We start from the raw sequence: 13,666 nt of genomic DNA on the forward strand, positions 1-13,666 counted from the left end.
GGCGTTTTTCCGGCATCTGCTGGATTGAAGTGAAAAAACCTGTTTACACCGGTAAAGATCTCACGTATAAAAGATAAGTACAGTCCAGAAGAAAAAATAGAAATAAGAGGAAAGCATTGGGGCAAATATGCTTTCCTTTTTTTAATGGCTACGGGAAAAAGACACTTTGCCATTTGCTAAAATAACGAATGGAAATCACCCCAAATCGTTAAACCATGAACACAATCGGGGTAAGAAGTATTTGCCAATTCTTTCTATTGACGGCTGAAGGAGAGTTTTTTATGAAGGAATTCCAGCAAGGTTAAAGGAATAAGTACATATAGCATGGTTATAAAAAGGGGGTAATTATTTTGAATATTGTTGATCTTGTTCAATCGCAGGTCATTGCTTCAGTGAAGAAAGAAGAAGATATTGAAAAAGCAGCTTTGAGCCGTGCTAATATTGTATTTCTCTTAACAGGGGATTTGCTGAATACGTCAGATTATCTCGAACAGTTAAGAAAGGCCGGAAAGCATATTTTTATACATATGGACTTTATTGAAGGGTTATCCAATGCAAGGAGTGCTGTCAAATTTGTCGCTCAAAAATGGAAGCCAACCGGAATTATCACCACCAAACATTCTTTAATTAAATATGCAAAAGATGAAAAACTAATGACCATTCAGCGCATCTTTCTCATTGATAAATCCGCTGTCCAGAAGGGAATTGACACGAGTAAAACCTGTAGTCCTGATGCCATTGAAGTACTTCCCGGTCTGATGCCAAACATTATCGACCAGCTGACAAGAAAGGTAAAATTTCCAATTATTGCCGGTGGTTTAATTGAATCAAAAGAGGATATTTTGCAAGGATTAGAGGCAGGTGCACTGGCGATTTCAACAGGGGATCCTTCACTTTGGAATTTTGATATTTAATTTGATAAAAAAGAAACGGCCTTTTGTGCCGTTTCTTTTTTTATCCGCTGATTTCCGACCGCTTGATTTCATTCATTTGAATGATTTCACTATAAATATAAGCAATGCTCGTTTTTTCTCTGACTTTTATTTTTAACTCAAGCTGGTATGCTGCATGTTCCAGATCTTTAATATGGGTTTGGATGATTTTCATATCTTGTTTTTCTAAGGAGCGAATGACTTTTTGGATATCACGGCTGTCCTGTAAGATAAGATTGAGAGAAATCTCTTTTGCGTACAGCTTTTCAAAACCAATTTTTTTCATCAATCCCGGAATGATCTCCACGCTAATGATGAGCAGTACGCCCCCTGCAATTGCTTCCATATAAAAGCCTGAACCGGTGGCAATTCCAATACCGGCTGCCCCCCAAACCATGGCAGCCGTTGTTAAACCGGAAATGGTATCATCTTCTTTTCGTAATATTACGCCTGCCCCAAGAAATCCGATTCCGGAAACAATCTGGGCAGCGAGCCTTAAAGGATCCATTTGAATACGGACAAAATCGGATTGCGGAAACGAATAAGCAGACTGGATGGAAACAATCGTCAATAAACAGCTGACAATTGAAATCACAAGACTTGTTTTTAATCCGAGTGGTTTTCTTTTTATTTCCCGTTCAAGCCCGATTGCCAATCCAAGTATGGAAGACATGACGAGTTTTAGGAGCATTTCGCTGTCAAACTGAAAAAATTCAATCATGCAAAGCACCTCGTCTTTCTGCTTTACAGTCCATAATCTCGGACATTTGCATAATTTCTTTTACACTTTCAAGAATGTACTCCGGTTGTATCCCTGTTGTTTTGATCGTTTGTTGCGTGCTGATCCCTGTTAAAACCAAAATGGTATGTAAGCCATACACATTTCCCATATGAATGTCAGTTTCGAGGCGGTCACCGACAATATAGCATTGTTCCGGCTTCAGCTTTAATATATGGTTGACAATAAGATCTGCAGCAAACCTCGAGGGCTTTCCCATAATATGGTCAATCTTGATGCCGCTCACGCCTTCAAATGCTCCAATTAATGCACCACAATCCGGAACCGGTCCTTCTGCAGTAGGGCATGTACGGTCAGGATTGGTGGCAATGATCAAAGCATGATTGTTTCGCCATGCCATATATGCCTGCTTCAGTTTTTCATAAGTAAACTGGCGATCCCACCCCAGCACAATATAGTTTGCGAGATTAGCATCTTCTGTAATTAAAATTCCTTCTTTTTCTAATTCATCATACAAAGCTTTTTCTCCGATCACATAGGCAAGCTCTGATGGATTCATTTTTTGCTTTAAAAATCTTGCAGTCACATAGTTTGAATTGATAATGTCTTCAAGTGAGGTACGGATCCCCAAATGGTTCAATTTTTTTACGTAATCAGTTCTGGTGGCAATAGATTTATTGGTAAAAAAAACAACATGGTGTCCCCGATTCTGCAAGAAGTCAATCGTTTCCGCACTCCCTTTTATTAATTGATTGTCGAGATAAATGGTTCCGTCCAAATCAAAAATAAATCCCTTTTTCAATTGCTTTCCCTCCCAGTAAAAGAAAAATCCCCCAGTTTAATAAACCTTGAAAAAGGTTTACTACCAGCTGGGGGTTTCTAAAGTCTCTGCCCGTGTTATTTTTGCTTTTCTCTAAACTTTGCCATATTATCTGCTATATTTTTTAGAGTATATTGATAAGGATTAATTTCGAATACAACCGGCCCTGTAAACTGATACTTTGTCAAAATATCAATCAGTTTTTCTGTATAATGGTTCCCTTCCCCCGGCAGCAAATGCAAATCCGCTTTTCCGTCATTTTCTGATACATGTATCTCTCCCAACAATTCACCAAGCTGTTTTACAGTCTCTTCCAGTTCATTTCCCATGATCGCCAGGTGTCCCGTGTCCAGGCATGCCTTCAAATTACAGGCTTGAAGCAGGCCGGTCCATTCTTCTAAGCTAGAAGCAACATGGTGGCAGTAATTTAACCGGTCAGGGATTAGATTTTCAAGCAACAACACGATCCCCCGCTTTTGTGCCGCTTCATTTAATTTCATGAGCCGGCTTTGAACACGACACAGCGTTTCATCACGTTCTTCAGAGGACCAGGCATAGCCACCGTGCAAAACGGCATGGCTGCCTCCGTATCCCGCTAAAATATCCATCCATTCATTTAATACATGAAACGCCCTTTCATAGATAATCGTGTCCGGCGTGGCAATGTTCAAATCATGGAATGGAAGATGAATGCTCGTTCTTAAGCCAGTTTGCCGGGCATATTCAAAGGTTTCTTTTGCCCGTAAATGCTCTGCCCAAATTTCAACGCCGTCAAAGCCGGCCTTTTGAAGTATTTTAAAATCATCCAGCGTGCTCTCCTGCCCGATTGACCATATACTAAGCCAAGTTTCCATTTTTACCTCCTGCTTCAGCATTTTTTTCATCAAATTCCTGATTAATAAGTTCGAGGTTTTTCCCTTTTGTTTCCGGTGCTAAAATAGCCGAGATAAGAAGTCCCAGCAATCCGGCGGCGGCAAAAAACCAGAGGGCTTTGCTGTTACCCCATGCCACAACAAGGTTTGGGAATACCAAAATGCCCATGATTGAACCAATCCGGCTGACGGCAGTTGCCAATCCGGAAGCGCTTGCACGAATGCCGGTTGGAAATAACTCAGTTGGATATACAAAATTAAGAATGCCGCCACCCATGTTGGCAAATAGTACGGCAAAACTGAATAAGATGACAAGAAAAGCCATTGTCGGAGAAGGGTTCAGTGCTAAAATGATTAATGCAATGGATAAGCCGGTAAAAGAAGTAATGATCAACGGCCTTCTGCCAATTCTTTCAACCAAATTCATCCCGATAATTGCTCCGATTAAGCCCAACAAACTAACCGTTCCGGAACCAATATATACCATCATTTGCGATCCGTGAGTAAATGGTTTTAGAATGGTCGGTGTATACATGGAAATTCCGTAATAGGCAACGGCATAGCAAAACCAGAATCCGCAAACAAAGAAAGTGCGACGGAAAAGTCCTTTCGTGAAAAGGCTGCTAATCTTTTGTTTTGGCTTCATATTTGGCTGAATTTTGACTTTCTGTCCGGTAATTTTCAGCATAATTTCTTCTGCTTCTTTTTCACGCCCCCTTGCAGTAAGCCATCGTGGTGATTCCGGAAGCGTTACACGGAAAAAGAAGACAATGAGAGCAAAAATGGCGCCAGTAAGTAACATGTAACGCCACGCATTTTCGCCGAGCGGGACAAGCAGTATGCCAACCAGATAGGCAACAACCGCTCCGACAAACCACATGGCGCCGAGTGATGTACTGTGCCTTCCCCGGCTTTGCGTCGCACTGAATTCGGATACAAGCGTAGCGGAAATCGGATAGTCTGCCCCGATCCCTATGCCAAGTAAAAATCTGAAGAGGGCCAGTTGCCAAGGTGCCAGGGCAAACGCCGTAAGTGTCGCAAAAACGACAAATGCCAACAAATCAACCACGTACATGGCTTTCCGTCCATACTTATCTGTTAAATTCCCCAGCCAGATTGCTCCGATAAAAGAGCCAATGACAGCTGAGGAAGTAATCAGTCCCTGCATGCCCGGCCCGAATTCCCAGTGATCAAGGATCAGCGGCATGGCAACAGCAATTACCGTTAAATCAAAGCCATCCAAAAAAGTACCGCCGGCAGACAAAAGTGTGACTTTCCTTTGGAAGCGCTTTAACTGTGGCGAGTCTAAATGCTCAAAAATCATTTTTCTCTCCCTTTCTTTTCCGTATAATCCTGCCGAAAAATAAAAGCCATAGCCAAAAAAACATTTGTCATGTTTTTGGCTATGGCTTCTCATCGTCTCCAGCCATAGAGATTATACGTTTTTTGTTGTTAAATTATTTATACAAGATTTAGGCTAGGCTGTCAATACAAAAAAACAAAATTTTTTATCAGTTCAGATTTTACTCCTCCTTCTTTTCCTTCCTGTCCATTGTCCCGTCCGTCAGTGTTTTGTCAGCCAGCTTCTTCGTTTTCTTCTTTTCATTTTCTTCTTCGTTCTTCAACTGTTTATCGGACATGGTTTCACTTCCTTTTTGTCGTTAGTATACCCCGAGGATCGGAAGCTGAAACATCCGCCGGTTTTGTTTAAACGGTTGGGCAAAGGGTATGCAGACAAAAAAGCGAATGGAGTTGGAAGGATGGAGAATGACAGAAAACAGGGCAATCATTTAAGCCGGTCGCTGAAAAACCGGCATATTCAGTTTTTGGCATTAGGGGGCGTCATCGGCGTCGGTCTGTTTTACGGCGCTTCGCAGGCAGTGAAAATGGCGGGACCGGGCGTTTTGGCGGCGTATATTGCGGCCGGCCTGGTTGTCGCCATTGTCATGCGGGCGCTCGGGGAAATGACGGTTGAAAAACCGGTGGCCGGATCATTCAGCAAGTATGCGCATGATTTGTTCGGCGAGCGGATGGGCTTTGTTTCAGGCGGCATGTGGTGGTTTTTATGGGTGGCGACTGTGATGTCGGAGCTTGCCGCGATCGGAAAGCTGGTCCAGTTCTGGTTTCCGCATTTTCCGGCCTGGATTCCAGGATTTTTGGCACTCATTTTATTCACAGTTTCTAATTTACTGGCTGTAAAAATTTTTGGCGAGATTGAGTTTGTGTTTGCGATTTTAAAAGTCTTTGCGATTCTCGCCTTTATGGTTTTCGGCGCGCTGATGATTTTTACCGGTTTATTTAGGGCTTGCTGAATAAACAAAAATTCCAGATTTGACAAGGATTTTGGCCACTTTTGTCGAATATAAAGTGTAAGGATTTTATAGGAAACGTGTAAAAAACCTTGCACTTGGAGGCCGTTACGATGTACAAAAAGACTGAACATCAATTAACTTTTGTAGAAGATTTTTTTCTACCATTCGGTGGAAAATTAAATAAAGAAAATCGCTGGGTCCGTCTTGCTGAATTAATCCCTTGGTGGAAGGCTGAAGAAAAGTATGCCAAGTCCTTCAAGAAAAAGTTCAAAGGTGAAAAGGCTTATTCTGTCAGAGTTGCTCTTGGGGCTCTCTATATCAAAGAACGGCTTGGGCTATCTGACCGGGAAACAGTCGAACAGATCACGGAAAACCCGTATCTTCAGTATTTTATCGGGTTGCCTGAATTCCAGGAAAAAGCCCCATTCGATCATTCTCTGATGACTCGTTTTAGAAAACGTTTGGGTGCAAACATCATCAATGAACTGAATGAATGGATTGTTCTGGAAGAACAAGAACGCCAATCGGAAGAAGCATCTAAGGAAAATGACAACGATGATGATCACCATGATGATGACGATCATAGTAGTGGTGATCATCAACCTTCCGGTCCTGCTTCGGAAGAGAATTCAACTGGATCGGCTTCTCCTAAAACGAAGAACAAAGGAAAGCTCATTCTGGACGCAACCTGTGCACCGGCTGATATTGCTTACCCTACTGATCTGGGGCTTTTGAACGAAGCCCGTGAGAAACTGGAACATATCATTGATGTACTGCATGAACCGCACAAAGGAAAATTACCAAAGCCACGGACCTACAGAAAAAGAGCCCGCAGGGACTATCTTTCTGTCGCTAAGCAACGCAAAGCTGGAGCCCGGAAAATCCGGAAAGCTGTCGGCAAACAACTTGGATATGTGAAACGGAATCTGGAGATCATTGGAAATCTCATTTCCCAAAGCTCCCTGTCTCTTTTGAGCAAAGATGAATACCGACAACTCCTCGTGATTCATGAACTTTACCGCCAACAGGCAGAAATGTACAAAAAGAAAACACATCGGATTGACCACCGGATTGTGAGCATTTCCCAGCCGCATGTCCGTCCAATTGTGCGTGGCAAGGCAAAAGCGAACGTGGAATTCGGCTCAAAAGTCGCCATTAGCGTTGTAGATGGCTATGCCTTGATTGAGCAACTCGACTGGGAAAATTACAATGAAGGGATCACCCTTAGAGAATCTATTGAGAACTACTACAACCGGTTCGGATTTTATCCAGAAGCGATTTTAGCAGATAAAATCTACCGAAACCGTGACAACCTAGCATACTGTAAATCTCTTGGCATTCGTCTGAGTGGGCCAAGGTTGGGACGCCCATCCAAAACGGAAGACAAAACCTTAGAACGCGTGGCAAGGCAGGATGCCTCCGAACGTAATGCCGTTGAAAGCAAATTTGGCGAAGGCAAGCGCAAGTATGGGCTAGGCCTTATTCGAGCACGCCTTCAGGAGACCAGTGAAACAGTAGTAGCCCTTCAATTCCTTATAATGAATCTGGAGCGGAAGCTCAGGGTTCTTTTTTTGAAATTTTTGTACAACACTATTTTATATTTTAATAACCGTAATTTGGCTTGTATCTGACAGAATCTGATTCGTTCAGCAAGCCCTATTTAATGGTGGAAAAATCGTTGGCTTTTCGAATCTTTGGGCGCACGGCGGGTTTTTCCCGGCCGGGTGGTTCGGCGTTTTCCAGGCGGTTGCGATTGTGATTCAGGGATACGCCGGCATTGAAACGCTCGCCGTGGAAGCAGGCGAATCGGACAACCCGCGCCAGTCGATGCCGAAAGCATTCAGAAGTGTTACATACCGGATTTCCTTTTTCTATATCGGATCCATTTTGATCATGTTGTGCGCGTATCCGTGGACGCAACTTGCGGGGCATGACGGCAGCCCGTATGTTCTTCTTTTCTCGCAAGTCGGCATTCCGGTTGCGGCGGCGCTGATGAACCTGATCATTATTTTCTCCGGGCTCTCATCGTGCAATACCGGCGTTTACGGCGGCAGCCGGCAACTTTACAGTATGGCGAATGAAGGATTGCTCCCGCGTTCCCTCAACAGACTCAACAAACAGCGGATTCCGTACGCCGGCGTGTTTGCAACTGCTGTGGCCATGTCGGTTGGAACCATCATGACGTATCTTGCGCCGGATACTGTCTATGTTTGGATCACAAGCGCTTCCGCCTTTTCGGCTATTTTTATCTGGGCACTGATCCTCGTGCTGGAACTTGTGAACCGGGCCGCATCCAAAGACAAAGGCGCAAGTTTTCATTACAAAATGCCGTTCTGGCCGGTTTTGCCAATTGCCGGGCTGGCCATGCTTCTTTTGGCTTTTATCGCGATTGCCATTTCACCGTTAACCCGCATATCCGTTTTCGCCGGTGTTCTCTGGCTCGTCTTTCTGCTTGTATACTACCAAATCGTAGTCGCCCCGAAAGTGCGCGCGGAGAACACGCCACTCAGGAAAACGCCTGTAAAAGATTACTAAGCTCTGAAGTGAACTGCTCCGGATCGAACCGGAGCAGTTTTTCGTGTTTCGATATTTGGTCCTGGAAGATTGCGGCTGCTCTGCGTTTTTCCTGCCGCGAAATGCCCGGGTTCTTCGCAATGTTTGCGCGTTTTCCCTCTGCAAATTTTCGCTCTGGATGTGCTGCCATAGAATGCCAAAAAATCTTTTTCAGGATGTTCCTGCTTTGGGAAAAAACAGATTTTTCCTGTCACCTGGTGAAATGCCGGAGAAAAATGAACACAACAGATTCCGTTTTAAAAATGTTCACTTTTTGACATGCCGCCATTTTGCAGGAATTCCGAAAAAAATGTCGAAATGCTACAGGAAGAGCATTGCCTATATTGGGAGGGATTGCAATGAATCAGGAAGAATATGAAACAGTTTTATCCGTACACCGTGTGCCTGTCTCATCCTTACGTTCGGAATGCAACCCGGACGAGTTTCCGTTTGAAACGACAGATGAGTTGGAAACGCTGCCGAATGAAATGATCGGGCAACAGCGGGCGGAACAGGCGATGGATTTCGGTTTGTCTGTCGAGCAGTCCGGTTACAATTTATTCGTCGTCGGGCCGTCCGGGACGGGGAGAATGACGTATACGCAACACAGTGTCGAAAAGCTCGCATCCGAACAGCCTGTGCCGGATGACTGGTGTTATGTCAACAATTTTGAAAATCCGGACCGGCCGCTTGTCATCAATTTGCCGGCTGGAAGCGGTCTCCGTTTTCAACGCAAGATGGAAACCCTTTTGATTGATATTGAACGGGAACTCCGCGCCACTTTTTCAAATGAAGAAACGGAAAAGAAGAAGCGGAATATCATTGACGCGTCGCAAAGCCAGGTTGAGGCACTTTGGAAAGAAACGGAAACGTTCGCGTCCGGGCTGAATTTTAAATTGGAACGGACCCCGGCCGGCATTCAAACCCTTCCGCTTTTTTTCGGCCGGCCGATGGAAAAAGAAGAATACGAACGGCTTTCCGATGCTAACAAAGAAAAATTGAAAGAACGGGAAAAACAGCTTGAGGAAAAAATCAATGAAACGGTGTACCAGATCCGGAAAATTGAAGAACAGCTCCGGAAAAATCTCGATCGTTTTCATAAAGAGACGGCTGCTTTTACAATTGAAGGCCTGTTCCAGCCGCTAAAAGAAGCTTACCGTGATTTTCCAAAAGTTCTCCGCTATCTTGAAGAATACAACCATGATGTTGTCGAGCATTTTTCGCTGTTTTTAACCGACCAGGAAGAAGGAAATGCCGTCGTTCAGGCGTTAACCGGCAGCAAAGAACAGCAGCTCCAACGCTATGCCGTCAATCTCCTTGTCAGCCATAAAAACGGACAGGGTGCGCCTGTCATCTATGAAACGAACCCGACGTACCAAAACTTATTCGGAAAAATCGAGTACCGCGGCGCGTTCGGCAGCTGGACAACCAATTTTACGCTCGTCAAACCGGGCGCAATCCATCTGGCAAACGGGGGCTATTTGATTTTGCAGGCTGCTGAACTGCTTTCACAGCCGTATGCATGGACCCTTTTAAAACGCGCGCTACAAACGGGGAAAATCCAGATTGAAGACCCGTTTGCCGAAAGGGGCGCTTTCCCGACGAGCGGCCTTAAGCCTGAGCCCGTCCCGCTCAATATCAAAGTGATCATCATCGGGTCTTACTATTTATACGATTTGTTATCAAGGGTGGATGAAGATTTCCATAAGCTGTTTAAAGTGAAAGTCGAGTTTGACACGGTGATGAAGCGGGATGCGGAAAACCGCAGGAAAATGGCTTATTTTATCAAAAGCTATGCGGATCGGAAAAATCTTCTCCCGTTCCACCGGCGTGCTGTTGCGAAAATCATTGACCACAGTGCGCGCCTTGCCGAGGAACAGGAAAAGCTGACAGCGCGTTTCCAGGACCTGACAAAAATCCTCGTCGAATCGGGTTACTGGGCGAAAAAAGAAGGGAGCCCCTTTGTAGACAGCCATCATATCCGCAAAGCGTTGGAAGAGCAGGCAAACCGGACGAACCATATTTCCGAGCAATACCGTGAAATGATCCATAACGGGACGATTATGGTGGATACGGACGGTGAACGGGTGGGCCAAATTAACGGCCTGGCTGTGATGGGGACAAGGGATGCAACATTCGGCATTCCGACAAAAATTACGGCGCAAACGTTTGTCGGGAAAAGCGGCATTATGAACATTGAACGGGAAACCTCTTTAAGCGGACAGATTCATAACAAAGGGCTGCTCATTTTAACCGGATTTTTATCCGGCATGTTTGCAAAAAACAAGCCGATCCCGCTTTCGGCAAGCATCACATTTGAACAGACGTATTCGCTTATTGATGGGGACAGCGCTTCCAGTACCGAATTGTATGTGCTTCTTTCATCGCTTGCCGGAGTACCGATCAAACAGGGCATTGCCGTTACCGGTTCAGTGAACCAGTGGGGCGAGATTCAACCGATCGGCGGTGTAAATGAAAAAATAGAAGGCTTTTTCGCCATTTGCAAAGATCGCGGGCTGACAGGGCGCCAGGGCGTCATTATTCCGCAGCAAAATATTTGCAATTTGATGCTGCATGATGAAGTCGTGGATGCCGTAAAAACCGGCCAATTCCACATATGGGCTGTTCGCCATATTTCGGAAGGGATTGAAATTTTAACCGGCGAAAGCGCGGGAGCAGAACGCACTTCAGGAGACCGCTTCCCGGACGGCACCATTTTTGCAAAAGTGGAAGCCCGTTTTCAAAAAATGTATGAATCTGTAAAAGAAACGAAACAATAATGTAATCTGGCGGGCAAAGAGAGCCCGCCTTTATTATAATTTTTCGGCAAGAACTAGTCTGAAAGTATCATTTCCGTTTTACGCTCTATAATGCTTCCTTCCTTTGCGGTTATAATAATAACTCAACTTTCGCACCTAGAAAATCATAATAAATTCAGTGCTGGCTAATGTCTATTACGTCTCAGATACAGCACTTGACAGTAAAATTAATATATGAAAAAACACCTCTACTTTTGGTATAGTTGATTTATCGAAAATCACTACCAAATAGAAGAGGTGTCTCCTACTATGATAGCGAAAAACAGCCTGAATAATCAACTACCAAATGAAATAAAATCAACATTTAAAGAGTTGAATATGTTGAAACACTTGCGAATCGCCGGTATTACGAAGTCCTTTGGTTTTTCTTGTGCCTACATTTTTCAATTGATTTTTTGTATGATCTTTGAAAACAAAAACTGGTTCAGGATGTTGGAAAGTAAGAAAGCTACAGACATTCCAGCCAAAGATACCGTTTATCGGTTTCTCAACCAATCAACGTTCAACTGGCGTCGTTTCCTCCTTTCACTGGTTGCCTCAGTGATTGGAAAAGTTTCGAAATTGACACGTCATGACCGTCCGAAAGTATTGATTTTAGATGATTCATCTTATGACCGGAACCGAAGCAAACACGTTGAGCTTCTGGCTCGCTGCTTTGATCATGCATCTCAAAAAATGCGTTTTTACAAAGGATTCCGCATGTTGACATTAGGATGGTCTGATGGCGCAACATTCCTACCCGTTGACTTCTCATTATTGAGTTCGAAAAAGAGCCAGATCAACGGCATATCCGAAAATATCGATAAACGCAGCTCCGGTTATAAGCGCCGAAAAGAAGCATTACAAACGGCACCAGAACAGATTCCTGGCATGATTGCCCGGGCGATGAATTCTGGTATCGATGCTTCCTATGTTCTAATGGATTCGTGGTTCACCCAACAACCTCTCATCAAGGAGATTACAGAACAAGGTCTTGACGTAATTGGTATGGTCAAAAAATTAAAACAACGCTATTTTGTCGATGGTAAGCGTGTTAGCCTAGATGAATTGTATCGTCTAGCTAAACCGACTAGTGGAAAGAAAGGAATCTTGCGTTCCATCCATACAACGCAGGCCAATGGCGTGCCAATTAAAGTTGTCTTTGTTCGCAACCGCAACAAGAAAAGCGACTGGTTGGCGATTTTGAGTACAGACTGTACACTGAGTGACCAGGAAATCATCCGTATTTACGGGATGCGTTGGGATATTGAGGTTTTCTTCAAAACAACAAAGTCCCTATTAAAACTACAAAAGGAATTCCAGAGTCGTTCATATGACGCGCTTATCAGCCACACGACCATTGTGTTTGCAAGGTATATTGTCTTGTCATGGCAAAACCGTTGCAGTGTAGATGACAGAACATTAGGTGGCATGTTTTATGAATTATGTGATGAAATAGATGACCTTGATTGGGCTGTTGCATTGCAGCAGTTAGTCGAGATTCTTGAAGATACTCTGGATAAAAGTAATAAGAAAATTCAACAACTGATCAAAAGTCAACTACAACAATGGATTGCGGGTCTGCCGAATTATATCAAGGTATACCTACCTGTTTCAGTCTGCGAAAGTTGAGTAATAAAATAGGCAATGTGAAAAATTTTCATCATCCCGTTTTTAATCGTTTCAAATCCGTATTGCATAAAGGGGGAAGGGGGGCGCTGCTGTGGCAATGCAAAAAAAGATACAGAGCGTGCAGCCCGGCATCTGCATAGTCGTGTAGAAAGGATTTGAGTTTGAAATTGAGCAAAACATCAAGTGAAGATTTAAAAAAAATTCCGTTGAGTGAGAATCAAATCAGAGGAATTCTCCACTCTTTCATGCATTCGTTTGAATCGATTGAAGTGCAGACAAGCAAAGACAGGCACCGGGAATTGACAATCGAGCAAGCAATCGATTTGCTTGTCCGCAATATGAGCAGGGAAAGTATACTCGATTTTATCCAACAGCTTAACATCATCCGCGAGCGCCGTTCGAGCGTGCTGGCTTATGTGAAATACATTTTAACCGCATTAGTCGCACGCCTCGAACAAAGCGGAAAAAGGGATATCAATCGTTATCATTGAATTGAGATGGATGCCTTTTCCCCGTCTCTGGTAACTGCTGTAACGTAACCGTTATCGTGGCAGGGAAGATCCATTTTTTGAATGTGCAAAGGGAGCTTTGAATGGAAAACATTTTTCCATTTCGGTTTATAATAAGGGAACGGTGTATAGGTTTTAAAACGAAGGAACCATTGCTGGATGGAAAGATTCGTTTGGTTCCGGATTCCGCAATCGCAGCAGCGTAGCCGTTATCGGTGGTGGGGGTTTTTTTAAAAGCGTGCGGGATATCCATTGTTGCCATTTCATGGAAAAAATTTTCATTCCGGTTTCCGTTCATATTGCACGTAACCGTTATCGTGGCAAGGTATGTTTAAAAATACGAAGGAACCATTGCTGAATGGAAAGATGTTTTTGTCTCCGGCTTCCGATTGGGTGGGAAGAAAGGGGCCTTCGAAGCGTTCGCGATGTCAAACGTTCGTTGCATAGGAAGAGTGTTCATTCCGGTTTTCGCTTGTGCTCGGCGAAACCGCTGTCGTAA

Annotated in this window: 11 protein-coding genes; 7 read left to right on the plus strand and 4 right to left on the minus strand. The window is 44.0% G+C overall.

What is annotated here, in order from left to right:
• Nucleotides 1-350: 350 nt before the first annotated feature.
• Nucleotides 351-914, plus strand: a complete 564-nt coding sequence (locus tag OF158_RS04395) for a glycerol-3-phosphate responsive antiterminator (protein WP_017551641.1) — start codon at nt 351-353, stop codon at nt 912-914.
• Between the two features lie 40 nt (nt 915-954).
• Here the strand turns inward: OF158_RS04395 and OF158_RS04400 are convergent, their stop codons facing one another.
• The 4 genes from OF158_RS04400 to OF158_RS04415 all read right to left on the minus strand — a co-directional run bounded on the left by OF158_RS04400 (nt 955) and on the right by OF158_RS04415 (nt 4,687).
• A complete protein-coding gene (locus OF158_RS04400; RefSeq protein ID WP_017551642.1) occupies nt 955-1,653 on the minus strand; it encodes an MgtC/SapB family protein in 699 nt (232 codons plus the stop codon).
• Nucleotides 1,646-2,473 (minus strand): HAD-IIA family hydrolase, encoded by an 828-nt coding sequence (locus OF158_RS04405; protein WP_035182246.1) that lies wholly within the window; start codon nt 2,471-2,473, stop codon nt 1,646-1,648. The genes OF158_RS04400 and OF158_RS04405 overlap by 8 nt, the downstream gene beginning before the upstream one ends.
• Before the next feature lie 95 nt (nt 2,474-2,568).
• Nucleotides 2,569-3,345, minus strand: coding sequence for a sugar phosphate isomerase/epimerase family protein (locus OF158_RS04410; RefSeq protein ID WP_017551644.1), 777 nt, complete (start codon nt 3,343-3,345; stop codon nt 2,569-2,571).
• A complete protein-coding gene (locus OF158_RS04415) occupies nt 3,329-4,687 on the minus strand; it encodes an MFS transporter (protein WP_035182286.1) in 1,359 nt (452 codons plus the stop codon). Before OF158_RS04415 ends, OF158_RS04410 begins: the two co-directional genes overlap by 17 nt.
• Nucleotides 4,688-5,123: 436 nt before the next feature.
• Here OF158_RS04415 and OF158_RS04420 point away from each other — a divergent pair, with 436 nt between their 5' ends.
• The 6 genes from OF158_RS04420 (at nt 5,124) to OF158_RS04445 (ending at nt 13,149) form a co-directional block, all read left to right on the plus strand.
• A complete protein-coding gene (locus tag OF158_RS04420; protein ID WP_080738146.1) occupies nt 5,124-5,675 on the plus strand; it encodes an amino acid permease in 552 nt (183 codons plus the stop codon).
• 110 nt (nt 5,676-5,785) lie between these two features.
• Nucleotides 5,786-7,306, plus strand: coding sequence for an IS5-like element ISBco3 family transposase (locus OF158_RS04425; RefSeq protein WP_043052461.1), 1,521 nt, complete (start codon nt 5,786-5,788; stop codon nt 7,304-7,306).
• Between the two features lie 43 nt (nt 7,307-7,349).
• Complete coding sequence (locus OF158_RS04430; protein WP_080966409.1) at nt 7,350-8,210, plus strand: amino acid permease; 861 nt, start codon at nt 7,350-7,352, stop codon at nt 8,208-8,210.
• A gap of 377 nt (nt 8,211-8,587) precedes the next feature.
• Nucleotides 8,588-11,008 carry a Lon protease family protein gene (locus OF158_RS04435; RefSeq protein WP_035182240.1) on the plus strand — a complete coding sequence of 807 codons (2,421 nt, stop codon included), beginning with the start codon at nt 8,588-8,590 and terminating at the stop codon, nt 11,006-11,008.
• 288 nt (nt 11,009-11,296) lie between these two features.
• Complete coding sequence (locus OF158_RS04440; protein WP_043052472.1) at nt 11,297-12,658, plus strand: IS4 family transposase; 1,362 nt, start codon at nt 11,297-11,299, stop codon at nt 12,656-12,658.
• A gap of 167 nt (nt 12,659-12,825) precedes the next feature.
• Nucleotides 12,826-13,149, plus strand: a complete 324-nt coding sequence (locus OF158_RS04445) for a hypothetical protein (RefSeq protein WP_225620970.1) — start codon at nt 12,826-12,828, stop codon at nt 13,147-13,149.
• Nucleotides 13,150-13,666: the final 517 nt, after the last annotated feature.

Source organism: Weizmannia sp. WK01, from assembly GCF_025905465.1.
GTDB lineage: Bacteria > Bacillota > Bacilli > Bacillales > Bacillaceae_C > Weizmannia > Weizmannia faecalis.